Genomic DNA, 24,006 nt, shown 5'->3' with positions numbered 1-24,006 from the left:
GCTTAGAGTCCCTTCGGCGTAACGGCGGTTTCTATCACGCGTGCAATCCAGTCAACAGCAAGTGCAAAGACAGCTACCAGCAGGGAGCCGAAAATGAGTACACGATCCAGTGCCAGATTGACGCCGGTGGTGATGAGCAAGCCCAAACCGCCACCGTTGATAAAGGTTGCCAGAGTTGCGGTACCAACCAGTAGGACGAGCGCGGTACGAATACCTGCGAGCATCACGGGAACCGCCAGGGGTAGTTCAACTTTCCACAGCACCATGCCAGGGCTCATGCCCATGCCGCGGGCAGCTTCAATAGTTCGCTTATCGACAGCTTCTAGTCCGACCATGGTGTTCTTGAGAACCGGTAAGAAGGCGTAGACCACCAGGGTTACAATCGCAGCGGTAGTACCAAAGCTGAGCCAGAAAGCGAAAAGCACAATCAGACCCACCGGAGGCGCTGCCTGACCGATATTCGCCAGCGCCATCACCGGCGTCGTCAACTTACGGAAGGGACCGCGCGTAAGCAATATGCCCACGGGGATTGCCGTCACAAGCACAATAACCGCTGAAATAATGGTTAGTTTGAGGTGCTCCCATGCCAGCGTGCTGAGGTAAGAAGCATTCAGGGTGATGCGCTCAGTCTCGGTGAGGTCTGCAGTGCTCATCCACCAGAACATCACGCCCAGAATAACCAGCAAGACGATGGGCTGAATCAGCAAACCCTTCCACGAGTTAGCTTGGGTCAGCGACGCTGTGGCTTCTTTCGTTTCGGTTTGCTCTTGAGTAGCTGAACTCATGCACGCTCACTCCCCCGGTGGGTCTCAGCAGGGTCGGAATGTTCTGCCCAGGGAGCAGAATCGTTCTCTACTTCAGTGGCAGTTTCTTCTTCATCCATAGCGTAAGAGATCACGCCGTTTTCGCCCGTTGCAAGCTTGGGGATCGCACCGGTGTTGTGGCCAACGGGTGTGGAAACTTCTTCGGGGTCAGCAGAGATATGGTCGATAGCCTTAATCACGGTTTGAACAGTGATAATGCCCTGGTAAGCACCGCGCGAACCGGTCACAGCGGCATCCGAGGAACCTGCCACAAGCATGGTGTCCAGTGCGTCGTCGAGAGTTGCAGAATCGGATACCACTGGGAACTGACGGGCATGAGCTGCCCCGACGGTAGTCATGCGTTCTAGCTGACGGCGAGTCACCCAGCCGATAGGACGGTCACGGGAATCAAGCACAATAGCCCGTAATACCCCGGCTTCGTTCATGTGGGCGACGGCAGTTGCGGCGTCCTCTCCCACGGTGAAAGCCGGCGCTTGGCGGATATCGACGTCGCGTACGCGGGTGAGGCCCAGCTGCTTCAAGCCGGCACCCGAACCAATGAAATCCTCTACGAATTCGTTGGCGGGATGAGCCAGAATCTGTTCAGGTGTGCCGTATTGTTCGATTTTGCCGCCTTCGTTGAAGATGACAATCCAGTCGCCGAGTTTCACGGCTTCGTCGAAGTCGTGGGTCACGAACACAATTGTTTTGTGTAATTCAGCCTGTACGTGAATGAGTTCTTCTTGCAAGCGCTGGCGGGTAATTGGATCCACCGCGCCGAAGGGCTCATCCATGAGCAAAACGGGCGGATCGGCAGCTAGTGCACGAGCCACACCCACGCGCTGCTGCTGACCACCGGAGAGTTCTTTGGGGTAGCGGTCGCGGTAAATTTCAGGGTCGAGGGAAACGAGTTCGAGAAGTTCGTCGGTTCGATCGGCGATTCGCTGTTTATCCCATTTCAGCATTTTGGGAACTAGCCCCACGTTTGCCCCTACGGTCAGGTGAGGTAGCAACCCGCCTGCTTGGATAACGTAGCCAATGCGACGGCGCAGTTCGTCACCGTTCATGGTCGTGACGTCTTCACCGTTGATAACGATTCTGCCGCTGGTGGGTTCAATCAGGCGGTTAATCATTTTTAACGTGGTGGTTTTACCACAGCCAGAAGGACCGACGAACATGACGGTTTTACCGGCGGGAATCTCCAGGGTGAGCTGGTTGACCGCAGCTTTTTTAGCGCCGTAAGACTTGGTGACGTTCTCCAACAGGATAGTCGCACCGGTAATTTCGGTCATCGAGGGGTTGAAGGCAACTTTGTTGCCGGTACTTGAGTTGTGATCTGCAGTGGAGTTAGGCACGGATACCTCGCGAGATGGTAAGACGGCCCAGCAGGAGCAGGAGCCCGTCAAGAATAAGAGCAATAACGACGACGGCGACCACGGCGGTCACCACGGATTCAAAGGAGTTTGCCCCGCCCAGGCGGGAGAGCCCGGAGAAGATGAAGCTGCCGAGTCCGGGGCCCAAAACATAGGCGCTAATGGCGGCAACGCCCATGGTCATTTGGGCAGAAACGCGCATGCCAGCGAGAATAACTGGCCATGCCATAGGTAGCTCCACCTTGAAGAAGGTTTCCATAGATGACATGCCGATGCCGCGGGCAGCTTCAATGAGCGAACGATCGACGCCCGCTAACCCCACTAACGCGTTACGCAGAATGGGGAGAAGGCAATAGAAAGTTAAGACCACAACTGCAGGAGCCACGCCAAAGCCGAGCGGCGCAATCATCAAACCAAGGAGAGCGAACGATGGGATGGTCAACCCCACGGCCGACACTGAGTTCGCAACACCGGAAAGGGTTTTACTGCGGTAGCATAACGCTGCAATGAAAATGGCTATGACGGTAGCTAGCAATAGGCACTGGGCAACCAATGAGAAATGTTGCCAGCTCGCCGAGAGTATCTGTGGCCAGCGGTCGGAGAGATAGGAACCCACTGGTTTTCCTCACGTTGAAGATTGAATGATTGGGGATATATAACTCATCAAGAATAACAGTATGCTTATCTTTACCCAAGTGATGGGGGCTCATAGGCAAGCAGTTTGTATCAAAAAAGCCGGTAAGTACCACCATAGTTCTGGTACAAACCGACTTTTCTGATACATACTCAGATTACTGCGATAGGAGCCTCTAGAGGAGCTCTTGGAGAATCGGCACGACGCCGTCCTTGTACACGCTGAGGGTCACGTCGTTGGCCGCCTCAATGATTTCATCAGGCGCCTCACCCATCGCCACACCGCGCGCTGCCCAGTGGATCATTTCTTTATCATTATGCCCGTCCCCCATGGCAACGGTGTGCGCGGGGTCGATATGAAGGTTACGCCGAATCTGCTCTAACGCCGACGCCTTAGAGACGCCATGCGCGGCCAAGTCTAGCCACGCCGTCCATCCCACGGCATAGTTCACCCCATGCAGACCTGCCTCATAGATGGACTTCTTGAAGGTTTCCGGGTCCACATCATCAGCAAAGACCACCACACGAGTAGCACTCTCATGCTGAAGCATTTCTTCTTTAGTGACCGGTGTGGTTTTGGCACCGAACGAGCCGTCTTCAAAATCGTCGGTAGCGAAGATTTCGCCCGACGGCGATTCCAGCGCCATCTGCGCGTAAGGCACCTTTTCTTGCAAGAGAGCAATAGCGCGGGTGGGATTGAACTTCACGGTGTCTAGTACTCGGTATCCGTTGTCGAATTTGGGGGAAAGTTCCAAAGTGACCGCTCCGTTAGAAGTCACCATGTACCCGTGTTCAATCCCTAGCATCTCGGCAATCGGGAGAGCCGCCTGTCGAGAGCGCCCAGTAGCAATTACTACCGCGTGCCCAGCACTGACAACATCCTGCACTGCCAATTTCACGGCGTCGGTCATAGTGCCATCGTGGTAAACCAGCGTGCCATCAATGTCTAGGGCTACTAAATATCGTGCTCCGTCTTCTTTGACCCAGTTACTCCGAACCGGCGGATGCACTCGTACTTGTTCCATTACACTTATCACCCTCGCTACTTTTCCAGTGTGAATTATCTATTTCTCAGCGTACAGATTGACTCCCTGCAAACGGAATGTGAATCTTTTGAAGCGTAAAGAAGCATGCATGCCATACCCTAAAAATCCTTTGCCAAGTGTGCTCTAAAGAACTAGTTTTCCCCAGAATTGATATACCTTTAACAGCAGCATGCACCCCAGGAGAGACAAAGATGTCAGATAAAACTTCCAAAATTTTAAAGGCGGCTTCAGCTACCGCTGGTATTGGCCTCACAGGACTCGCAACCTATGACGCCTTTCAGAAAAAGCACTCTATCCGCCGCAACTTCCCAGTAATTGGCTGGGCACGCTTTGGATTTGAATTCATTCGCCCCGAATTACGCCAGTATTTCTTTGAGAGTAACCGTGATGGACGCCCCTTTAACCGAGATACCCGCACCATGATTTATGAGTACGCCAAGGGTCTTAGCGGCGAGAAAGCGTTCGGTACCGAGCAAGATATTTCTGAAGTGGGCTACGACATCGTACGCCACACTATGGCGCCTGTTCCTATGATGGCAGAAGAACCTTTCCAGCGCCTGGGCGGCCCCGATTGCACTCAGCCCTACGACATTTCACTTTTCAATATTTCTTCGATGAGCTTCGGTGCTCTCTCAGCTAACGCCGTAATGGCAATGAATAAGGGCGCTGCCATGGGCGGTTTCGCTCAAGAAACCGGTGAAGGCGGACTCACCAAATACCATTTGAAGCACGGCGCGGATCTCATCTGGGAATTCGGTTCGGGCTACTTTGGTTGCCGCGACGACGAGGGCAAGTTCGACCCCGAGCTCTTTGCCAAGAAAGCTGCGACCCCTGAGGTCAAAGGCATTATGGTGAAGATTTCCCAGGGCGCAAAGCCCGGCTTGGGCGGTCACCTCCCCGGTGAAAAAGTTACCGAAGAAATCGCTGAGGCACGCCATGTTCCTGTAGGTCAGGACTGCATTTCACCGGCGGCTCACAGCGCTTTCACCACCCCGGTAGAGCTCATGCAGTTTGTGGGTCAGCTCCGCGAACTATCCAACGGTAAACCCATTGGCATCAAGTTCTGCGTTGGTTCCGAAATTGAGGTTCTATCCCTCTGCAAGGCAATGATCGAAACCGGCATCTGCCCCGACTGGATTACCGTTGACGGTGCAGAAGGCGGAACCGGTGCAGCTCCTCTCGAATTCGAAGATTCAGTAGGCGTACCGCTGACCAACGGTCTGATTATTGTTCAGAACGCACTGGTTGGCGCAGGTTTGCGCGACCGCGTTTCTATCGGAGCCGGCGGAAAGATTACCGGCGGCGCCGACGTCGTTCGTCGTATTGCCTTGGGCGCCGACTTCACTAACTCAGCCCGCGGTATGATGATGGCCACGGGCTGCGTACAGGCGCAGAAGTGCCACACCAACGAATGCCCCTCCGGTGTAGCTACTCAAAACGCATGGCTACAACGCGGTATCGATATTGATGACAAGGGTGCCCGCGTGCGTAATTACCACGTAGGCGTGATGAACTCAGCAATGCGTATTCTTGCCTCCATGGGCTTGGATTCTTTCAAAGACCTGGGTCCCGAGCACGTATTCCACCGTGTAGACTCCACGCACTCGTTGTCCTACGCAAAACTCTACGATTGGTTCGAACCTGGCGCTTTCCTCACCGGCGACGTACCCGAGGAATGGCAAGAGCGTTGGGAGCGCGCCGACGCCCACTCCTTCACGCCTGAGCACGCGAAACATCAGCGCGCCTAAGGAAAAAGCCTCGGCAGTTTTTCTGCCGAGGCTTTTCTTCTTTAAGGCTCATTTACTAACTCACCCATAAGAAGGACATATTTCTAGGCAATCCACCTTTCCCTTAGGGTAGGTTTTAGATATAGAAAACTTATAGTCGCGGCCAATCAACACGGCATCTTCAGACGCGCCGTTTGAGTCCACGGGAAACATGAGGGACCATGCTATCTGAATCTTCACGCCAAATTATTGAAGAAACGTTACCTGATATGCAAGAACGTATCAGGCGAATTACCCCTGCGTTTTACGATGAAATGCTCACCGAACGCGAAGACTTACTCGATGGCATGTTCTCCCGTGTCGATCAGGTAGTGGGAACTCAGCCGCAAGCGCTGGCAGGTTCTATCACTTTCTTTGCCTCTTATGTACTGAACCATCCCGGCTCCAGCCCCGATGAGATTCTTACTCGTGTAGCACACAAACACGCTTCCTTGGGTGTTCCCGCTGAAGAATATGTGACGGTCTACCAGTTCCTCTTCAAAGCCATCGAAAAAGAATTTGGCGAGGAATACACCCCTGAATTCCGCGATGCCTGGACGGAAATCTACTGGATGATGGCAGATGCTCTCATTCGCATTGAACGTAGCCTCTACGATAGCCAGGCGAACGACCAGGTTAACGCACCTTTTACCCTGGTGAAAAAAGAACAAAAAGCAGACAAAATTTTCGACTTGGTATTCGAGCCTGCCGACGACACTCCCCTCAGCGATATTAAAGCCGGACAGTACCTCTCGGTCATCGTCAAAACGAAAGACGGTTTGCGCCAGCCCCGCCAGTACGTTGCGCTACCCTGCGGTCTCAACCAGCGCCGCATCGCTGTGGAACTAGATAGAACGGGAGAAATTTCCCCCATTCTTACCGGACTGCAGGTAGGCGATACCGTAGAGATTTCTAACCCCTATGGAGATCTCACACTTGAGAAGACCGTCACCGACGGCTTCAGTCCCCTCTATGTCTTTACTCAGGGAATCGGCATCGCCCCCGCTCTTGCTTTCGCCCACCAGTTGGCACTCGAGCATGCGGCGCGCGATATCATTTTCGTACATGCCGACGAATCGCTGCGCACCTGGGCATACCGCGAAGAGTTAGAAGAAGCCACTGGCAAACTCCCCCGCGGCAAGCTCATCAGTTTCTTGCAGGCCAGCGGGGAAGGAGACTTCACCGGAAGTATCAACATGAAAAAGTTAGAAATCACTCCGCGTAGCTTTGCTTACGTGTGCGGTCCTGTTGATTTTAAGCAGACGGTGCGCTCAGGCTTGATTGCCAACGGTGTTCCCGGTAAAAACATCCAATTTGAGACCTTTGGGTCTGACCCTTACATGCACACGGCAACTCGCCGCACAATGCACAGAAGATACTAACCTCTTCCCCCTGAACCCAATAAATATGCGCCCATCTCGTCCACGGGTAGTTAGGTTTCCCCGTCTCACTTTTGGTTACTGCACCGTGGGGATGGAACGCATTAGAAAGGTAAATCCCCACCTTGCTCTCTGAGAAATCACGCCCGGTTATTGAAGCTACCCTCCCCGTTATTCAAGGCCGAATCAACACTATTACCCCAATTTTTTACGAACGACTTTTCAAGAACCACCCTGAACTCATGGACGGCATGTTCTCCCGTGCCGATCAAAAAGAAGGCATTCAGCCGCGAGCGCTAGCCGGCTCTATCCCAGTTTTCGCCAGCTATATCTTGAACAACCCAGACTCTTACCCCGATGAAATTCTTTCTCGGGTTGCCCACAAACATGCTTCCCTCGGAGTGGGGGAAGAAGGCTACGAGATTGTTTACAAGTATCTTTTTGAGGCAATTGCTATTGATTTGGCGGATGCTCTTACCCCAGAGATTGCCGAGGCATGGACCGAGGTTTACTGGTTGATGGCGCAGGCTCTGATCAAAATTGAAAAGGGTTTGTACGATAGTCAGGCGAACGACGTCGTCAATGCCCCTTTTACCCTGGTGAAGAAAGAGGAAGTCGCCCCGAACGTCTACGATTTCACATTTGAACCAGCCGATAACACTCCGCTGACTCCCGCTGAGGCAGGGCAGTACGTGGGAGTGGTTGTGAAGACCGCAGACGGACTACGCCAGCCCCGCCAGTATTCTTTGCTGCCTTCCCAGCTACATCAGCGTCGCTTTGCCGTAAAAATCAATCCTGCCGGTGAAGTCACTCCGATGCTGAAAGACCTACGAGAGGGCGATACGATAGAGCTCTCCAACCCCTACGGGGACGTGGTGCTCAACAATATTTCCCCTCTTGAGTTTGGGCCGCTCTACCTCTTCACCAGCGGAATCGGAATCGCTCCAGCGTTAGCTTTCGTTCACAAGTTGGCATCTCAGGGCAACGGTCGCGAAATTATTGCGGTACACCGCGATCAGTCTCTGGAGAGCTGGCCGCTTCGCCAGGAATACGCTGCCGCAATTAATTCTCTGCCCGATGGCAAGCTCATCTCTTTCTTACAGGCAGAGGGCGAAGGCGATTACGACGGCGATATCGACATGAGTCGTTTCCAGCTCTCCCGCCAGAGTTCCGCATTCATGTGCGGTCCACTGGACTTTATGCAGACCGTACGCTCGTCCTTAGTTCAAGCTGGCCTGCCGGGTAAGAATATTCACTACGAAGTATTTGGGCCTGACCAGTGGATGCACCGAGCACGACGTCAAACGATTCAGGGTCGCCGCTACGTCAGCTAGATAAGCGAAGCTTTTAAATAAAAATGTGCCTCACAGGATTTTCCTGTGAGGCACATTTTTATCCGTGCAGTGAGAAATTACTTCTTCTTCGCCACGGGGATGACCTTGAGACCGCCCATGTAAGGCTGTAGAGCCTCAGGAACGTTCACTGAACCGTCTTCATTCTGATGGGTTTCCAGAATTGCAACCAACCAGCGGGTAGTTGCCAGCGTGCCGTTGAGGGTTGCTACCGAGCGGGTAGCGCCCTTCTTGGTCTTGCCGTTGGCATCCACGGTATCTGCGGTACGCTCGCGCACGTTCAGACGACGTGCCTGGAAAGTGGTGCAGTTCGAGGTTGAGGTCAGCTCACGGTAAGTCTCCTGGGTAGGAACCCATGCTTCACAGTCGAACTTACGCGCAGCAGATGAGCCCAAATCACCAGCGGCAGTATCAATCACGCGGTAGGAAAGCTCGCACTTCTGTAGCATTTCTTCTTCCCAGCCCAACAGCTGATCATGAAGATCCTCAGCCTGTTCCTGGGGCGCGTAGATAAACATCTCTGCCTTATTGAACTGGTGCACACGAATGATGCCGCGGGTATCTTTACCAGCAGAACCAGCTTCCCGGCGGTAGCAGGAGGACCAGCCGAGGTACTTGATGGGGCCGTCAGAGAAGTCCAAAATCTCATCGGCATGGTAGCCAGCGAGGGCAACTTCCGAGGTACCTACCAAGTAGAGGTCATCGCGTTCAAGGCGGTAAATCTCGTCGTCATGCTTGACGTTAAATCCAGTACCGTTCATGGTCTCTGGGCGTACCAGAGTAGGCGTGGTCATCATAATGAAGCCGTTGGCAACTGCTTGATCCAACGCCATGGTCAAGAGCGCCTGCTCCATGCGAGCAACGTAGCCCTTGAGGAAGTAGAACCGGGAACCGGACACCTTGGCACCGCGTGCCATATCGATGCCGTCTACCAGCTCACCAATTTCTAGGTGATCGCGAGGCTCAAAACCCTCAGCTGAGAAATCGCGGGGCTCACCTACGGTCTTCAGAACCTTGAAGTTGTCTTCGCCGCCGGAAGGGATTCCTTCGATGATGAGGTTCTCGATGGTCATGAGCAGGTCGTCCAACTTCGCCTGAGCGTCGTCGGTAGCGGTCTTTGCCGCAGAGACTCGCTGGGAGAGCTCTTTGACCTCTGCCAGAAGAGCCTGCTTCTCTTCGCCTTGCGCCGCAGCGACCTTCTTGCCAAAAGCCTTCTGCTCAGCGCGCAGATTTTCAAACTCAGAGATGGACGAGCGACGGCTGGAGTCCGCTTCAAGAATCTGGTCTACCAGTGATACATCAGCGCCGCGTGCACGCTGCGATTCACGGAATATTTCGGGATTTTCGCGCAGAAGATTAATGTCAATCACAGTTCTAAATTTACCGTATTTGCCGCGCATTCGCAGGGTTCGCAGAAGCCTTAGCGGTGGGAACTTAAGTTGAATGTGTTTTAAGGATGTTCTCAGCCCCCACAGCCGCACAACGTTCTCAAGCTTCTTTGCACTGTAAAGTAGTAAGCATGCAGAGAAATAAGAAAAATATCGCCGCCATCAGCGCACTGGCGCTAGGCGTTACTTACACCGCGGTTTCGTGGGCTGTGGTCAAAGCGGGCCAAAATAAACGTCCGGATATTTTTCCGACTTATCGCCCCTGGCACGTGATGCTTGAACCCACCGAGCCCAAGCGCGTGGCAGTAATTTTCAACCCCATCAAGTTGAACGCCCAATACGGGTGCAAGGTAGTGAAAGAGCAGCTTGCAGAAGCAGGCTGGGACGAGCCCATCTTCTACGAAACCGAGGTTGATGACCCCGGTTATTCGATGGCGAAAGACGCCGTGAAGAATGGAGCGGAGATTGTTATCGCCATCGGTGGCGACGGCACCGTGCGCGAGGTCGCAGCAGGTATTGCTGGCTCCGACGCCGCGCTCGGAATCGTTCCCCTGGGCACCGGCAACTTGCTGGCGCGTAACCTCAAACTGGAGTACTGGGATATTGAGGCATGCGTAAATTCAGCCCTGCACGGTTACACTCAGTCCATCGATATGATTCGCATGCAAATGCGTAACGAAGCCCGAACTGAAACCGTGCGGAACTTTTTGGTCATGGGCGGGGCAGGTTTTGATGCTCAGGTAATGACAGACACCAACGAAGAGCTCAAAGCTAAACTCGGCTGGGTTGCCTATGTGCAATCCGGCTTGAAGAACATGGTTGCCCCTCGCCGTCCTGCCAAAATTGTGCTCGATGACAAAACCGTTCTTGACCGCAAAATACGGTCAATTTTGATTGCTAACTGTGGCGAAGTCCAGGGCGGAATCAAACTCACCTCATCTATTACCGCGCGCGATGGTCAACTCGAAGTTATTGTTTTGACCCCTCGTAGCCTCATGGGCTGGCTTCGTGTATCTGCACGATTCATGCTCGGCCCCAGCGTCTTCGACCGCCGCACCCCCGTGGTGGAACACTTCATCGGCAAGAAAGTTTCTGTTGATTTTGAAGGCGTGCCCCTGCCTGTTGAGGTCGACGGCGACGTGCTGGAACCCGCCATCCATCTGGATGCCGAAATCGTGCCCGCAGCGGTGAACGTGCGCCTTTACCCCGAGGACAAAGTACGCACTCGCCCCTGGAACGAAATACCCCAGGAAATTCTCGAATCCCGCGAAAAACTGCAGCAAAAACTCGCGGATTCTAGCGACACCATCCTGCAGGAATTCGTGGACTCTCTCGAAGATCGCTCCCGCAAAGTGCAGAAGTGGTTCGATAAATAAGGTTGATTCGTGGAGGTGAGAGCCACAGCGTAGCTTCGGCAAACTCTCACTCTCGGATCAGACCTTAATGTTGCAGATTTTCCGGGCGTCCCTGCGGGAAGAGGGTTTCCACCCAGGCGCGGGCGGCGTCGAACGAGTCTTCGTTGTGGATAGGGTCGATGTTCGTCGGGCGCGAATCAGCCCGAGGGTAAGAACCCAGGAACTGGATATCCGGGGAGACCCTGTGGAGACCCCGCAGGGCGTCGCGAACCCGCGCGTCATAGATATGCCCATCAATATCCACTGAGAAAAAGTAAGAACCCAAGAAAGCACCGGTCGGTCTTGATTCAATGCGCGAAAGGTTGATACCGCGTGTAGAGAACTGCTCTAGCAGCTCAAGCAGGGCGCCGGGGCGATCTTCGGGAAGCGGAATGGCGAGAGTGGTTTTGTCTGCCCCGGTTGCGGCAGGGATTTCGGGATTTTTAGCCACCAGAACAAAGCGAGTGACTGCGTGCTTATTATCCCCGATGTTCTCTTCCAGCACCTTGAGTTCTGGGTGAGTTTTGGCGACTGCAGGGGCGCAAATTGCTGCGTCGTAGGGTGGATGCTCGGTAAGCAAGCCCAGCGCGGCACCAGCGGTGGACGGACCGGGGATGTATTCGGCGTCAGGTACGCGTTGCTCTGCCCACGCACGAACCTGCGCCCAGGCATGGGTGTGGGTAGAAATTTTCGTGATGTTTTCAAGAGAAATGTGTTCGCGCGCCACCAGCACGAATTGGATGGGCACAAGAATTTCCCGCACGATGCGCAGGCTGTTATCGAGAGCAATGGCATCAAGGGTCGCTGTCACACCGCCCTCCACCGAATTCTCAATAGGTACCATCGCGGCGTCGGCGTCCCCAGCACGGACGGCGTTCAACGCGCCGGGTACAGAGTTAGAAGGAAAACGCTCGGAAGTTGCCACCTCAGGTACAGCAAGAAGAGCGGTTTCGGTGAACGTGCCGGCGGGGCCGAGGAAGGTATAGCGCATGGTTTCCAGTGTAGATTCTCTTTTACTTTAGATTGCGTTCGCGCCTGAAAGTTTGGTCAATTTTGTGGCGTTTTGAGCGCCAAAACACCAAAAAATTGACCAAACTTTTTCCACAATTAAAAATAATCTTCAAAACAGCTCATGTTTATCCACAGATTTAGATCTTCCCGTCCCAGAGGCACGGTTCTGGGTCACTATGTACTCATGGTGAACACTCCAAAAGTAGACGACTTACCGCCTATCTTCACGACGAATAATTTAGTCGACGGCGTTTCGCCCTATGCTTCCCATCGAGTGGAAGTGCGACGGCTGGGATATAAAATCTATGCTCTAAATCGAGCTGAAATCTCAGCAGAACAAAAAATCCACGCATTTGCGCAAAGCGTGGAAAGTAGCGTTATCGCAGGACCATCAGCCTCTGTAATTTATGGACTCCGGACGCCTCCAGAACAGCAAGAAACAACTGATGTTTATTTATATACCCTTAACAACAAACGGGTGAGACGCCGCGGCATCAAGCAGTTGCGAGGCAAGCTGAGCCAGTCTGAAATCACCGAAGATGACAGCCATTGCATCACTACAGTCGAGCGCACTTTTCTAGACCTGGGATTGATGATGAGCGCTCGTCAACTAGTGTATGTGGCGGATGGTTTGTTGCCGGCGGCTCAAAGGCGACGAGTTTCTCTTACTACGAAGGATTCTTTGTTGGAGTATCTCCAACACAAGAAAAATCATCGCGGCAAAGAAGTCTGCCTTCAGGCACTAGACCTTGCAGCAGAGGGGGTCGATTCTGTCAAAGAAACAGAGCTAAGGCTACTTTTAGGCGAATATGGCATCACAGAGTTAGCTGTGAATCCGGTGATTCGTGATGGCTGCGGCAGGTACGTGTGTGAGCCTGATCTGGCAGATTTTGCTCGAAAGATAAGCATCCAGTACGAAGGGGTCCATCATACTGGTTTACGGCAGATGCGATTGGACGAAGAGCGCAGAGCACGCACTCATATAGCGGGATGGGTTGAAGTGCGTATTTTTGCGGCTGATCTCTACAATTTTGAATATTTTCGTGGGGCAATGATACCCAAAGCAGTGATGAAAGTTCTAGGTGCAAGAAGCTCTTAAAGTTCTTAAAGTATGGTCAATTTTGTGGCTTTTTGAGCGCCAAAACACCAAAAAATTGACCACAGTTCGACGCGCGATGGTGAGCATCGGGGATACCACCTCTGAGAACCTTAGGTTCTCTGGGCCTGTCTTCCTTTAAGTGACAACCTTTACAATAGGAGGAACACCACGTGAGGAGGCAGTTTTGAGCGAACCACAGCTTAGCGCCCAGGAAAAATCGCCTGGGCCGCTCATCAACGGAACAACGTGGCACGCGGCGTATGCTCGCGGCGCGGCATATTCCCTGCTCATGTATGCATTTTTGGCGCACGTCCCCACCATAATTTTGGCTATTGCTCTTGCCGGCCATCTGGGCACTATTTTTGTTCTAACGCGCTGGAATCAAGATGGATTTCCCAACGAAACTCAAAAATTGAAAAATTCCCTTAACGCGTTGATTCTATTGTTTTCTTTCATTCTCACAATGGTTTTCGCGGTCCTAGAAATATCCGAGTTAGCAGTTGAGATATGGGTATTTTTAGTCTTCCTGGCAGTCACCCTGAGCACTAAATATTTGCAGCCTACCGTTTATACCGGTTTTTGATTCTTATGGAAAGGAGCAAACATGGAAAGCTACTACCCCGGTTTCGAAACTCCTTCCGAAGAGCCACCCGACAAAACGGGCGTGTTTGACGGCGTCCGCTATGAGGAACGCTATGGCATGCCCTGGCCCAATGCTCTCGGCACCGCAGGTGTCATGGCGTTCCTTCCTACCGCTGCTTCTTACGGAATTCTCTGGCTGCTCTTAGCGGCTATTCTGAGCTTTGCGGCGATGGCGGTTCTTGCTCGGGTAGATCCCCTGAATTACCGCTGGTGGGGAGATAAGGGCTCCTATCCCCGCACCACGCAGTCGACGTCCGGCGTCTTTCTGGTGTTCATCCCCCTGCTGGTTCTGGTTCTCACGATAACCTCCTCGGGCGGTAATGTACTGGCTAGTCTCGTTTTTGGCGGCATCATTTTTGCGCTCTCGTTGTATTACTTCCGCAAGCTCATACCCTGGCGTTATCCCCTCAAAGGAGAAGAACACCATGCCTAAACCACGCTTCGTTACCGTTACCAACGACGTTAAAGTTCTCCGCTCAGGGAGCCCCTGGCTTCCCGCGATTATCTACGGAGTAATGTTCGCACCGGTGCTCTGGCTGATTATCCACAACTCATTCCCCGTCATTCTTTGGGTAGTTCTCATATGGGTTGTACAGGCAATATTTCGGCAGTTCAATTGGTTCGGCTACCCCTACGACCTCAAACGCACTGACCCCCGCAAAACCGTGATATCGAACGTTCTTCTTATTCCTTTGCTACTTGTTATGTTCTTCTTTATTTTTGCTCCAGAGCAGACATCAACACCTCTGACCGCAGCTACCAGCGTTGGGCTAGGTGTAATTTTTATGTTCATCACCAAATATTTCAGCCCTTGGATGTATAAAGAACCTCGCTCCGAGCATTTTCCAGCTATGAAAGCAGAACTGTAGTCTGTCGCCGGGTGTCAAAGTATGGTCAATTTTGTGGCTTTTTGAGCGCCAAAACACCAAAAAATTGACCACACTTCACATTGAGAGGAACAGTTGGTTTCGTCCTCAATCTGCGAGAGTATTAAAGAACTACCACTACCCAACGACGTGAGGTGGAAAGAAAATGCGCATCGGCGTACCCAAAGAAATTAAGCCCCAGGAACAGCGTGTAGGCATGACTCCCGATGGAGTCTTCGCGCTCACCCAAAAAGGGCACGACGTCCTCGTGGAGAAAGGAGCTGGCGAAGGCGCCGGATTCTCCAACGAGGAATACGAGAAGGCAGGCGCCCAGCTCGTTACTCAGGACGACGCCTGGGGCAAGGCGGAACTTCTCGTCAAAGTAAAAGAACCCATCGAGGCTGAGTACAAGTATCTTCGGGAAGATCTCGCTGTCTTCACATACCTGCATTTAGCGGCGGATAAGCCCCTCACCGAAGCTCTTCTGAATTCCAAGACTCTCTCAATCGCCTACGAAACAGTGCGCGACGGACGCTTGCTCCCCCTCCTGCTACCGATGAGCGAAGTGGCAGGCCGGCTAGCCGCCGGTGCCGCAGCACAATACCTGCTCGGCACTGAAGGAGGCCCCGGCGTCCTGCTCGGCGGAACCCCCGGTGTTGCGCCCGCCCGTGTGGTCGTTATTGGCGGCGGAAATGTTGGCACCCAGGCAGCTCAAATTTCTGTTGGCTTGGGCGCAGAAGTAACCATCCTTGAAGGCTACGGCCCGCGCGTGCGCCAGCTATCCGACCAGTTCGGTTCTTCGGCTCGCGTGCTCACCTCGAATCCCGCAAACATTCGCAGGGAAATTGAGAACGCGGACGTCATTATCGGCTCCGTACTGGTCCCCGGTGCTAAAGCGCCGCACGTTATTAGCCGCGAAGACCTCAAGCACATGAAAGAAAATACCCTGTTGATTGACGTTGCAATCGACCAGGGCGGCTGCTTTGAGACTTCCCGCCCCACCACGTATGCAGACCCCATTTTCGAGGTCGATGGCATTCGCCATTACTGCGTGGCTAACATGCCCGGTGCGGTGCCACGCTCGTCCACCATCGCGCTCACCGACGCCACTCTCCCCTACGTTCTCCGCTTGGCAGAGGGCGTGCGGGAAGCACTCGAAGCGGACCCCACGCTACAGCTCGGGGTGAACACCGACGGCGGCAAAATCACTTTTGCCGGAGTAGCCGAAGCGTTCCCCGAATTGCCTGCCGCATAAATCTCTGGTTGGCGTTTTGCGCTGGTGAAAAAGTGAAGCCCTGCAATCTTTTACGATGCAGGGCTTCACTGTATTAAGAAACGATACGTTTAGGCGCTTTCGCCTGCGAGCATCTCTTTAGCGGTGGGGTCTGAATCGTCGAGAAACTTATCGATTCGTTCAGCTTCGTCAGTCTCCCCAATTTCTGCTGCCGCCTGGCCTAGCAGATATAGGGCTTTGAGGAATCCTTGATTAGGAACGTGAGAGAAGGGTACAGGCCCGTGACCTTTCCAGCCGTTTCCGCGCAGCGCATCCAAGCCTCGGTGATAGCCGACGCGCGCGTAGGCGTAACCTTCCACGGTGTTGCCAGCGGCGAGGGCCTCTTCTGCAAGGTTTGCCCAAGCCAGAGAAGACTTGGGAAAGTCTTTGACAATTTCTGCGGCAGGCTCTGCCGATTGAATGCGGTTCTCTAGCTCAGCCTCACGAGGCAGGAAAGTGGGGTCTGGGCCGTCCAGAAGATTTTTACCAGCAAGTGACATTCTAAATATCCTCGTTTCTTCGTTGTTTTACAGTCCCATGCTACCGAGATTCCTCCTCAGGAAAAAGAAGTGGGTAACCAGCAAAGACACAAAAATGCCCGCCCTCCTCCAGGAGAGCGGGCATTTTTCTAGCGTGCGGTTACTTCAGTGAAGTACCTACGGAGCCAAGCTGCTGAGCTGCTTCAACCACGCGAGCGGTCATGCCAGCTTCTGCCTTAGCACCCCAAACGCGAGGATCGTAAACCTTCTTGTTACCAACTTCACCGTCAATCTTCAGGACGCCGTCGTAGTTAGCCAACATGTGACCTGCAACGGGGCGGGTGTATGCATACTGGGTATCGGTATCGATGTTCATCTTAATAATACCGTAGGAAACTGCATCTGCGATTTCCTGCTCGGTGGAGCCTGAACCACCGTGGAATACGAGGTAGAAAGGCTTATCCTTGCCGTACTTCTCGCCAACTTCATCCTGAATCTGCTTGAGCAGTTCGGGGCGTAGGTGAACGTTACCGGGCTTGTAAACGCCGTGAACGTTACCGAAGGTAAGAGCTGCCATGTAGGTGCCCTTTTCGCCCAGACCAATAGCTTCTACAGTCTTAATAGCATCTGCAGTAGTGGTGTAGAGCGAGTCGTCGATAGCGCCTTCAACGCCGTCTTCTTCGCCGCCCACTGCACCAATCTCAACTTCGAGAATCTGGTGGTTCTTAGAGGTACGAGCAATAAGCTGCTGTGCGATCTCGAGGTTTTCATCGAGCGCAATAGCTGAGCCATCCCACATGTGGGAGTTGAAGATGGGATCTTCACCGCGAGCAACAGCCTTCTCGGACTCCTCAATCAGGGGCAGAACAAAGCCGTCTAGCTTGTCTTTAGGGCAGTGGTCGGTGTGTAACGCAATGTTGACGTCGTACTGCTTAGCAACTTCGCGTGCGTAAGCTGCGAATGCGAGAGAGCCAGCAACCATGTCCTTCTTAGAAGCACCAGACCAGTAAGCTGCGCCACCGGTAGATGCCTGCACGATGCCGTCTGAACCAGCTTCAGCGAAGCCCTGAAGTGCTGCGTTGAGGGTCTGGGAAGAGGTTACGTTGATGGCAGGGTATGCGAAGCCTTTTGACTTAGCATTTTCAAGCATTTCTGCATATTTTTCCGGGGTTGCAATAGGCATGCTGACTCCTTCGGGTCAAATGTTAACCACCGTTTTGATGGTTTCTTCAATAAAGCACATCGCACCGAGCTAGCGGTGAAGCCCTCCCAGCACGAGGTGCTCATCTGCTCTAATTCTACCAAGGAGAGGGGCAAACTAAAGAGTTATCGACATACTATTTCACACATAAACCCACCTAATACCAGATTATTTGTGTGGGATTGGGGCATTTGAACCAAGAATTCCCCGGTAAAATCCACTCACAAGTTGGGGATTATGGGTTTATGCAAACAAGAACTTTAGCCCTGCTGATTTTCAGCGACCTCACGACGTCGGTCGAGGAAAGTAACCGACAGACCAGCCGCTAGTAACACCAGAATTCCGCCGAACGCGGCGGCAAAGCCTATATTCCAGTGGTATCCCGCCGCCACCATTCCGTACATAATGCTGGGAATGAGAGCGGTACCGATTGCCGTACCCATACGCTGACCCAGCGAAAGAATACCGCCGGCAACACCACTGATATTGGTAGGTACCGATTTGAGAGTCAACGTTTGGTTGGGAGAAATCACCAGACCACCACCAGCGCCAAGCAAGAGCAACGGGATCGCAAGCGCCCACACGGGAACTGCCCCAGATTCAACCGGGCCAATCATTGCCATAGCCCCGGCAATGGAGAGCATCGAGCAGATAAATCCAGCCATCACCATACGGCGTCCGGCACCGAGCACACGCTTACCTGCCCACGGTGCGGCAAAAGCCGAGAGGATGGATGAGGGAATACCGATGGACGCCGCCACCAGCGCGCTCTGATGCATATGCGACTGCAGGTAGACAGGAACAATCAGCCATACGCTCGTGTTACCCAAGAAATAAAGAGTCACAATCAAAATGCCGTTGCGGAAGGCGGGTTCTTTGATAAGGTCCATGTCCACCATCGGAGGGCGCCCGGCCTTCTTATAGCGACTTTCCCACACCACGAAGAAGACCAGAAGAAGAATACCTGCGGGAAGCAAAGCCCAAATCAGCAGGTTTTGGCTACGCTGTACGAAGGGGAACAGAACCGCTAAAGTTGCCACCGCGAGGGTAATCATGCCTACAGGGTCAAGATCCATATGTCGTCGGCGGGGATTGCTACTCAAATCAGCTGCATGACGATCGTTAGGGAGCCATTTCATCGCCAAATAGATACCCAACAAACCGATAGGCACGTTCACCAAGAACATCATGCGCCAGCCCAAAGATTCGCCAAAGAGCTGAATGAGGAAACCGCCCATCACAGGCCCCACTATTACCGCAAGAGCTACTACCGTTCCAAACATCCCGTAGGCACGTGCCCTCGCTTGCCCGGAGAAATTACTCTGAATAATGCCAGTGGTTTGAGGATTGAGAAAGCCTGAGCCAAGCCCCTGGAGCACGCGCGCAGCAATCAATACTTCTACGTTGGGGGCCAAACCGCTTATCAACGAACCCACGGTAAACGTCGTGATGCCAAGAATAAACATGCGACGCCGTCCAGTGGCATCGCCAAATCTACCCGCAGCAACCAGCGGAACACCAAAGGCGAGCGCGTACCCGGAGACCACCCACTGGGTTTGGCTCGAAGAAGCTCCCAATGAATTACCTATAGGAGTGAGAGCCACATTCACCACAGATACAGCCAAAAGCGCCATAAAGAGTGGGATAAGAAGAGCTGATAAGAGCTTCTTAGAGGAAATAGCGGGTTGAGGTAAGGCCATTCATTCTCCAGCGAATTATGGTGGTTAATCTATCTCAGCTTATAACGCATTTATAGGTACAAGTATTCTCGATGTCCATAGCTTGATTCAGCTTTGCATAATAAGCTTTCTATAACGTTCTTCATGTAGAAAGGTCACCAATGAACACCATCATTATTGGTGCAGGAATTTCCGGTTTAGTCGCGGCACAAGAGCTCAAACGCCAAGGTACTGACTTTGTAATTATTGAAAAAAGCAATAGGGCCGGTGGGCGTATCGCATCTGAGAAAATTGAGGGGTTCACCTGCGATGTAGGTTTTCAGCTTCTCAATCCTGCCTACCCAGCGGCACGTTCACAACTAAATCTTAAATCCCTGGGTCTACAAGCTTTTGATCGCGGGGCTACAGTGTGGCATCAGGGCAAACAGATTACTCTCGCAGACCCCACTCGCGCCCCACACAATGCTGGTGGATTACTGCACACGCTCAAAGGTCAAGACGCGCGGGCAGCTCTCGAATTTTTGAGAGTTCCCTCCGAAATCACCCTTGCAGATGCGTTAGACAAATCGCAGTTCAGCCCATTGATGAATCGCACGATTCGTACTTTTCTTGCTGCCGTGGTAGCGGACGAGAAGCTGTCTTGTTCTGTGAAATTCGCCAGGGATCTCATGAAGTACTTCGTGCTGGGTTCGCCTTCCCTGCCCGCTCAGGGTATGGAAGCTATAGTAAAGCAACTTCTGGAGGGCGTGAAAGAATCAATTCGGTTTAACACCGCAGTCGAAAAAATTAATGAAGCTCCTGCCGGTGTAGAAGTAGTTTGCTCTGACGGATCTACGCTCACCGCTAACCGCGTGATTGTTGCGGCTGACCCTCTGGCATCGTCTTACTTAACTGGCATCAATAAACCCGCCACGGGAGCTCTTACTACCTGGTGGTTTGCGACCTCGACTAGACCAACCGAATCCCGTTACCTTCACCTTGATCTCTCGGGACAGCCTCTGTTCAATCACACGGCCGTAGTATCTAACATTGCTCCCTCTTACGCGCCCTTGGGCAAGCACCTGGTGGAGGTAAGCGCTACCGGTTTACGTAACGATGACCCCCAACAGATTGCGGCACGTTCTGCCCAGATTCTAGGAGCCGATAACGCTGATGATTGGAAGCTGCTGACGACCCATCATATAGAACATGCTCTTCCCATCATCGGCGCAGACTCTAACCCTGTTCCAAAAAATAACAAGATGACCCTCGCTGGCGACATACGCCATGCTTCTATCCAAGGAGCATTAGCAAGCGGGCGGAAGGCGGCTAATTAACTCGCTGACCGAACTCGAACTTGCGAATCCACGCGTGCATGGCGATGGCGGCGGCTGAGGCGGCGTTCATTGAGCGGGTAGAACCGTACTGTTCAATGCTGAGGGTATCTTGGGCGACTTCATACACTTCGTCGGAAAGCCCCGGACCTTCTTGCCCGAAGACAAAGACGCAGTTCTCTGGCAGGTCATAGGTTTCCAGTTGCTTGGAATCGGGGAAATTATCGATGCCAATAATCGTGAGCCCCTCCCCCTGCGCCCACTGCACGAACTCCTCCACGGTGGGATGGTGGCGAACGTGCTGGTAGCGGTCGGTGACCATAGCGCCGCGTCGATTCCAGCGTTTTTTGCCGATAATGTGCACTTCTTTGGCGAGGAAAGCGTTGGCAGTTCGCACTACGGTGCCGATGTTGAGGTCATGCTGCCAGTTCTCAATCGCTACGTGAAATTTGTGGCGCTTGGAATCAAGGTCGGCGATAATCGCATCCATCTTCCAGTAGCGGTACTGGTCGACGACGTTGCGGCGGTCGCCTTTCTCTAACAGCTCGGGATCCCAGTGGTCGCCTTCGGGTAGCTCACCCTTCCACGGCCCCACACCCACGTTGTGTTCAGACTGTTCAAACTGGGTGGCGGCGGCGCCGTCGGTTTCTGGAGTAGGTGTCTCTGTGAGGGGAACCTGTGGAGAGTTCGAGGTTTCGGGGTTCTCTGAGGGGTTTTCGGGGTCAATCATGAAAAAGCTTTCTGCTGCGTTAACGCACATGAGAGGGCAGTTTTCCGCCCTCTCATGTGAAGTAAAAATCTTAGTCTTCGAGTTCCAAATCAGTCTTTGAGTATGCGTAAAGGCAGGGTACGCCCGCTACTTCTTCAATGTGCTCTTTGGCGCCGGTTGCGCGGTCAACAATCACTGCAACAGCTACCACGTTCGCGCCAGCTTTTTTGAGCGCCTCTACTGCGGTAAGAGCTGATCCGCCGGTGGTGGAGGTGTCTTCAACAGCCACGACGTTGCGCCCTTCAACACTGGGGCCCTCAACCTGGCGTCCCATGCCATAAGACTTCTGAGCTTTACGCACCACGAAAGTATCGATAGCGCGGTCCTGGTCACCTGCCGAACGCATGATGGCGTTGCCTACGGGGTCTGCACCCATGGTGAGACCGCCTGCGGCGTCGAATTCGATGCCGGCGTTATCCAGGAGGTCAAGCATAACCTGTCCGACAAGGCGTGATGCCTCATGATGCAGGGTGATGCGGCGAAGGTCGACGTAGTAGTCGGCTTCTTTACCGGAAGAAAGGGTTACTTTGCCGCGGACGACGGCAAGTTTCATGATGAGTTGGCGCAGGCGTTCGCGTGCTTCGTCAATGGGCAGGGTTTCAGAAAGCTTAGTCATGGTTTAAGTGTAGCGAACGGGGTGGCTTAGCGGGCCCGGGTCATTAAATCAGTAAAAGTGTAGGTATTTGGGTGCATTTTTACGGATTTGGTGACCCGCGAGGTTCGGTAGTCTAGAACCATGAGCATTTTTTCCAAAGATCCCAGCGAATCCACCGGCCAGAAACTCACCCGCCTCGGCATGGGTGCGGGGCTCACGATTATGGGCGCCCTTCACTTCAAGCAGGACGCCGTCGAAAACTTCGCTTCCATCGTCCCCCCATGGGTTCCCGGCAAAGCAGAAGACATCGTCTACCTCTCGGGCGTCGCAGAGCTAGCTCTGGGGCTCGGAATGCTGACTGCCCCGCGCGCACGTCGAGCAACTGGGCTAGGCGCCGCAGCCCTCTTCACTGCAGTCTTTCCCGCTAACGTCTACCAGTACACCGCTAAAATCGACATACCCGGAGTATTCGACACCGACGCCAAGCGCCTGCGCCGTCTACCCATGCAGCTACCCATGATTGCGGGCGCCCTCTACATCACTAAGAAGTAGGGACGCCGGGGAGAGCCGCCCGCAATTTAGCGAGCATTTCTTCGTACTCGGCGTCGGGATCAGAATCGGCAACAATTGCGCCACCGGCGCTCAGCGATACCTCGCCGCTGGGTAAAACCACCAGCGTGCGAATGACAATCGAAAGATTCGCCGCACCCGACGCCGAAAAGAATCCCAGCGACCCCGAATAGATTCCGCGGGCACGTTGCTCTAATCGGTCAATAATTTCCATGGTGGAGGGCTTAGGCGCGCCGGTCATGGAGCCACCGGGAAAACAAGCGGCGGCAGCGTCAACCGCGGAAACTTCGGGGCGCAGTAACGAGGAAATCGTAGAAACAAGCTGATGCACCGTCGAGTAAGATTCCACGCCCATCAGCACCGGTACTTTAACCGTGCCGGGTTCACTAACCATCGATAAATCGTTGCGGAGTAAATCCACGATCATGAGGTTCTCCGCGCGTGTCTTAGGATCTTCCCGTAACCAGGTGGCGGCGCGGAGGTCCTCCAGCGGGTCGGCAGCACGTTCAACCGTTCCCTTAATGGGCTTTGTCTCGGCGCGACCTGCAGCAGATACCGTGAGATACCTCTCGGGAGAGGAACTCAGAACCCAGTGGTCCTCGCACTTCAAAAATGCAGCATAGGGCGCCGAATTATGCTGACGTTGCGCGCAGTACAGATCGAATATGCCGCGCGGGCTATTTATTTCACGGGGTAATGACGTGCGGGTCTCTGCGGTCATGCAGACCTCGTAGGTGTTACCCTCATAAATCTCGTGCAGAGAGTCTTCAATAGCGGTTAAATATTCGGCGCGGTCGGGGTCAGCAAAGTGAAGCCCCGCCTGCGGCTGAGTATCGCCCCAAGACGTCTCATTTTCAGATGAACTTTGCTCCGCGATTTCCGCTAGAGCTTGCGCCGTCGTCTCAATCCACTCGCTATCTCCCACCAGATAGGCGCGCTGCACAATGTGATCGAGCATGAGATAGCGGACAGCGGGCATCCAGAGGGCATCGGGAGTTTCCGCGCTATAGGATGTGGAAAATCCCAGCGCACGGCGCGACTCGTAACCGAAATACCCTACGTATCCGCCTAACAGTTCACTTACCAAGTGGTTGCGTACTTCCACAGATACATCTTCAAAATCCACCTGCGGTGCAGATGCCAAAGCTTCAGAAAGTAACTCCCACGGATTCTGCTCACCCGCCTCTTCCACCCTCAATACCTGGGCGGGATTAGGCACTACGCCCACATAAGAAAAGCGAGACATAGGTGATTCAGGGCGAGCAGAATCCAGCCAAAAGGCATAGCTAGAATCGCCAGCAATAAGAGGAAAAGCTAGCTGGGGATTCACCATGAAATCGAGGGCACGCAGTCTAAGAGAACGAGTCACCTCAAC

The 24,006-nt window shown here is 53.4% G+C and carries 23 protein-coding genes; 11 read left to right on the top strand and 12 right to left on the bottom strand.

Features of this window, described 5'->3' with window-relative positions; all coding sequences use genetic code 11:
* Positions 1 to 2 precede the first annotated feature (2 nt).
* The 4 genes from IDM48_RS01395 to IDM48_RS01380 form a co-directional block, all read right to left on the bottom strand.
* Positions 3 to 785 carry an ABC transporter permease gene (locus tag IDM48_RS01395; protein WP_068172328.1) on the bottom strand — a complete coding sequence of 261 codons (783 nt, stop codon included), beginning with the start codon at positions 783 to 785 and terminating at the stop codon, positions 3 to 5.
* The gene (locus IDM48_RS01390; RefSeq protein WP_145174252.1) at positions 782 to 2,095 is read right to left on the bottom strand and encodes a betaine/proline/choline family ABC transporter ATP-binding protein; all 1,314 of its coding nucleotides are present in this window, start codon (positions 2,093 to 2,095) and stop codon (positions 782 to 784) included. Before IDM48_RS01390 ends, IDM48_RS01395 begins: the two co-directional genes overlap by 4 nt.
* A gap of 55 nt (positions 2,096 to 2,150) precedes the next feature.
* Positions 2,151 to 2,792: an ABC transporter permease gene (locus IDM48_RS01385; RefSeq protein ID WP_068172331.1), complete on the bottom strand. Its 642-nt coding sequence runs from the start codon at positions 2,790 to 2,792 to the stop codon at positions 2,151 to 2,153.
* A 193-nt stretch (positions 2,793 to 2,985) separates the two neighbouring features.
* Positions 2,986 to 3,834 (bottom strand): Cof-type HAD-IIB family hydrolase, encoded by an 849-nt coding sequence (locus IDM48_RS01380; protein ID WP_145174059.1) that lies wholly within the window; start codon positions 3,832 to 3,834, stop codon positions 2,986 to 2,988.
* 212 nt (positions 3,835 to 4,046) lie between these two features.
* Here IDM48_RS01380 and IDM48_RS01375 point away from each other — a divergent pair, with 212 nt between their 5' ends.
* From IDM48_RS01375 to IDM48_RS01365, 3 genes are all read left to right on the top strand, one after another.
* Complete coding sequence (locus IDM48_RS01375; RefSeq protein WP_145174062.1) at positions 4,047 to 5,603, top strand: FMN-binding glutamate synthase family protein; 1,557 nt, start codon at positions 4,047 to 4,049, stop codon at positions 5,601 to 5,603.
* Positions 5,604 to 5,803: 200 nt separating this feature from the next.
* Positions 5,804 to 7,003 (top strand): globin domain-containing protein, encoded by a 1,200-nt coding sequence (locus IDM48_RS01370; RefSeq protein ID WP_190617730.1) that lies wholly within the window; start codon positions 5,804 to 5,806, stop codon positions 7,001 to 7,003.
* Positions 7,004 to 7,125: 122 nt separating this feature from the next.
* Complete coding sequence (locus IDM48_RS01365; RefSeq protein WP_190617729.1) at positions 7,126 to 8,334, top strand: globin domain-containing protein; 1,209 nt, start codon at positions 7,126 to 7,128, stop codon at positions 8,332 to 8,334.
* A gap of 77 nt (positions 8,335 to 8,411) precedes the next feature.
* Here IDM48_RS01365 and serS read toward each other — a convergent pair whose 3' ends face one another.
* Positions 8,412 to 9,722: a serine--tRNA ligase gene (serS, locus tag IDM48_RS01360; protein WP_190617727.1), complete on the bottom strand. Its 1,311-nt coding sequence runs from the start codon at positions 9,720 to 9,722 to the stop codon at positions 8,412 to 8,414.
* Positions 9,723 to 9,871: 149 nt separating this feature from the next.
* On the opposite strand from serS, the gene IDM48_RS01355 reads away from it, so the two are divergent.
* Positions 9,872 to 11,116 carry a diacylglycerol/lipid kinase family protein gene (locus tag IDM48_RS01355; RefSeq protein ID WP_190617725.1) on the top strand — a complete coding sequence of 415 codons (1,245 nt, stop codon included), beginning with the start codon at positions 9,872 to 9,874 and terminating at the stop codon, positions 11,114 to 11,116.
* 64 nt (positions 11,117 to 11,180) lie between these two features.
* Here the strand turns inward: IDM48_RS01355 and pheA are convergent, their stop codons facing one another.
* Positions 11,181 to 12,125, bottom strand: a complete 945-nt coding sequence (gene pheA, locus IDM48_RS01350) for a prephenate dehydratase (RefSeq protein ID WP_190617724.1) — start codon at positions 12,123 to 12,125, stop codon at positions 11,181 to 11,183.
* 204 nt (positions 12,126 to 12,329) lie between these two features.
* Here pheA and IDM48_RS01345 point away from each other — a divergent pair, with 204 nt between their 5' ends.
* The 5 genes from IDM48_RS01345 to ald all read left to right on the top strand — a co-directional run bounded on the left by IDM48_RS01345 (position 12,330) and on the right by ald (position 16,007).
* Entirely contained in the window at positions 12,330 to 13,244 is a 915-nt protein-coding gene (locus tag IDM48_RS01345) for a hypothetical protein (protein ID WP_145174079.1), read from the top strand.
* A 184-nt stretch (positions 13,245 to 13,428) separates the two neighbouring features.
* Positions 13,429 to 13,827, top strand: a complete 399-nt coding sequence (locus IDM48_RS01340; protein WP_145174081.1) for a hypothetical protein — start codon at positions 13,429 to 13,431, stop codon at positions 13,825 to 13,827.
* Between the two features lie 21 nt (positions 13,828 to 13,848).
* On the top strand, positions 13,849 to 14,319 hold the full coding sequence (locus tag IDM48_RS01335) for a hypothetical protein (protein ID WP_145174084.1): 471 nt from the start codon (positions 13,849 to 13,851) through the stop codon (positions 14,317 to 14,319).
* A complete protein-coding gene (locus tag IDM48_RS01330) occupies positions 14,312 to 14,755 on the top strand; it encodes a hypothetical protein (RefSeq protein ID WP_145174088.1) in 444 nt (147 codons plus the stop codon). Before IDM48_RS01335 ends, IDM48_RS01330 begins: the two co-directional genes overlap by 8 nt.
* A 163-nt stretch (positions 14,756 to 14,918) precedes the next feature.
* On the top strand, positions 14,919 to 16,007 hold the full coding sequence (gene ald / locus IDM48_RS01325) for an alanine dehydrogenase (RefSeq protein ID WP_190617722.1): 1,089 nt from the start codon (positions 14,919 to 14,921) through the stop codon (positions 16,005 to 16,007).
* Between the two features lie 89 nt (positions 16,008 to 16,096).
* Here ald and IDM48_RS01320 read toward each other — a convergent pair whose 3' ends face one another.
* From IDM48_RS01320 to IDM48_RS01310, 3 genes are all read right to left on the bottom strand, one after another.
* A complete protein-coding gene (locus tag IDM48_RS01320; protein WP_190617720.1) occupies positions 16,097 to 16,525 on the bottom strand; it encodes a DUF3151 domain-containing protein in 429 nt (142 codons plus the stop codon).
* Positions 16,526 to 16,664: 139 nt separating this feature from the next.
* Positions 16,665 to 17,687 carry a class II fructose-bisphosphate aldolase gene (gene fbaA, locus IDM48_RS01315; RefSeq protein WP_190617718.1) on the bottom strand — a complete coding sequence of 341 codons (1,023 nt, stop codon included), beginning with the start codon at positions 17,685 to 17,687 and terminating at the stop codon, positions 16,665 to 16,667.
* 278 nt (positions 17,688 to 17,965) lie between these two features.
* Complete coding sequence (locus IDM48_RS01310) at positions 17,966 to 19,405, bottom strand: MFS transporter (RefSeq protein WP_068172369.1); 1,440 nt, start codon at positions 19,403 to 19,405, stop codon at positions 17,966 to 17,968.
* Between the two features lie 140 nt (positions 19,406 to 19,545).
* Between IDM48_RS01310 and IDM48_RS01305 the strand changes: the two genes are divergently transcribed.
* A complete protein-coding gene (locus tag IDM48_RS01305; protein WP_190617716.1) occupies positions 19,546 to 20,700 on the top strand; it encodes an NAD(P)/FAD-dependent oxidoreductase in 1,155 nt (384 codons plus the stop codon).
* On the opposite strand, the gene IDM48_RS01300 is transcribed toward IDM48_RS01305, so the two are convergent.
* Positions 20,693 to 21,427: a TrmH family RNA methyltransferase gene (locus tag IDM48_RS01300; RefSeq protein ID WP_068172374.1), complete on the bottom strand. Its 735-nt coding sequence runs from the start codon at positions 21,425 to 21,427 to the stop codon at positions 20,693 to 20,695. The genes IDM48_RS01305 and IDM48_RS01300 overlap by 8 nt on opposite strands.
* A 70-nt stretch (positions 21,428 to 21,497) precedes the next feature.
* Positions 21,498 to 22,082: an orotate phosphoribosyltransferase gene (gene pyrE, locus IDM48_RS01295; protein ID WP_145174101.1), complete on the bottom strand. Its 585-nt coding sequence runs from the start codon at positions 22,080 to 22,082 to the stop codon at positions 21,498 to 21,500.
* Between the two features lie 120 nt (positions 22,083 to 22,202).
* Between pyrE and IDM48_RS01290 the strand changes: the two genes are divergently transcribed.
* Positions 22,203 to 22,613, top strand: a complete 411-nt coding sequence (locus IDM48_RS01290) for a DoxX family protein (RefSeq protein ID WP_145174104.1) — start codon at positions 22,203 to 22,205, stop codon at positions 22,611 to 22,613.
* Here IDM48_RS01290 and pabB read toward each other — a convergent pair.
* A complete protein-coding gene (gene pabB / locus IDM48_RS01285) occupies positions 22,603 to 24,000 on the bottom strand; it encodes an aminodeoxychorismate synthase component I (protein ID WP_238398002.1) in 1,398 nt (465 codons plus the stop codon). The genes IDM48_RS01290 and pabB overlap by 11 nt on opposite strands.
* Positions 24,001 to 24,006 lie beyond the last annotated feature (6 nt).

The sequence above is a fragment of the Rothia amarae genome, assembly GCF_014705945.2.
Lineage (GTDB): Bacteria > Actinomycetota > Actinomycetes > Actinomycetales > Micrococcaceae > Rothia > Rothia amarae.
This window is presented reverse-complemented; position numbering and strand designations above follow the sequence as displayed.

What these genes read in the sequence shown, in the direction of transcription:
- IDM48_RS01395 (WP_068172328.1), bottom strand. Translation starts at nt 785, where the DNA reads ATGAGTTCAGCTACTCAAGAGCAAACCGAAACGAAAGAAGCCACAGCG.
- IDM48_RS01390 (WP_145174252.1), bottom strand. Translation starts at nt 2,095, where the DNA reads ATGACCGAAATTACCGGTGCGACTATCCTGTTGGAGAACGTCACCAAG.
- IDM48_RS01380 (WP_145174059.1), bottom strand. Translation starts at nt 3,834, where the DNA reads ATGGAACAAGTACGAGTGCATCCGCCGGTTCGGAGTAACTGGGTCAAA.
- IDM48_RS01375 (WP_145174062.1), top strand. Translation starts at nt 4,047, where the DNA reads ATGTCAGATAAAACTTCCAAAATTTTAAAGGCGGCTTCAGCTACCGCT.
- IDM48_RS01370 (WP_190617730.1), top strand. Translation starts at nt 5,804, where the DNA reads ATGCTATCTGAATCTTCACGCCAAATTATTGAAGAAACGTTACCTGAT.
- IDM48_RS01355 (WP_190617725.1), top strand. Translation starts at nt 9,872, where the DNA reads ATGCAGAGAAATAAGAAAAATATCGCCGCCATCAGCGCACTGGCGCTA.
- pheA (WP_190617724.1), bottom strand. Translation starts at nt 12,125, where the DNA reads ATGCGCTATACCTTCCTCGGCCCCGCCGGCACGTTCACCGAAACCGCT.
- IDM48_RS01345 (WP_145174079.1), top strand. Translation starts at nt 12,330, where the DNA reads ATGGTGAACACTCCAAAAGTAGACGACTTACCGCCTATCTTCACGACG.
- IDM48_RS01335 (WP_145174084.1), top strand. Translation starts at nt 13,849, where the DNA reads ATGGAAAGCTACTACCCCGGTTTCGAAACTCCTTCCGAAGAGCCACCC.
- IDM48_RS01330 (WP_145174088.1), top strand. Translation starts at nt 14,312, where the DNA reads ATGCCTAAACCACGCTTCGTTACCGTTACCAACGACGTTAAAGTTCTC.
- ald (WP_190617722.1), top strand. Translation starts at nt 14,919, where the DNA reads ATGCGCATCGGCGTACCCAAAGAAATTAAGCCCCAGGAACAGCGTGTA.
- IDM48_RS01320 (WP_190617720.1), bottom strand. Translation starts at nt 16,525, where the DNA reads ATGTCACTTGCTGGTAAAAATCTTCTGGACGGCCCAGACCCCACTTTC.
- fbaA (WP_190617718.1), bottom strand. Translation starts at nt 17,687, where the DNA reads ATGCCTATTGCAACCCCGGAAAAATATGCAGAAATGCTTGAAAATGCT.
- IDM48_RS01310 (WP_068172369.1), bottom strand. Translation starts at nt 19,405, where the DNA reads ATGGCCTTACCTCAACCCGCTATTTCCTCTAAGAAGCTCTTATCAGCT.
- IDM48_RS01305 (WP_190617716.1), top strand. Translation starts at nt 19,546, where the DNA reads ATGAACACCATCATTATTGGTGCAGGAATTTCCGGTTTAGTCGCGGCA.
- IDM48_RS01300 (WP_068172374.1), bottom strand. Translation starts at nt 21,427, where the DNA reads ATGATTGACCCCGAAAACCCCTCAGAGAACCCCGAAACCTCGAACTCT.
- pyrE (WP_145174101.1), bottom strand. Translation starts at nt 22,082, where the DNA reads ATGACTAAGCTTTCTGAAACCCTGCCCATTGACGAAGCACGCGAACGC.
- IDM48_RS01290 (WP_145174104.1), top strand. Translation starts at nt 22,203, where the DNA reads ATGAGCATTTTTTCCAAAGATCCCAGCGAATCCACCGGCCAGAAACTC.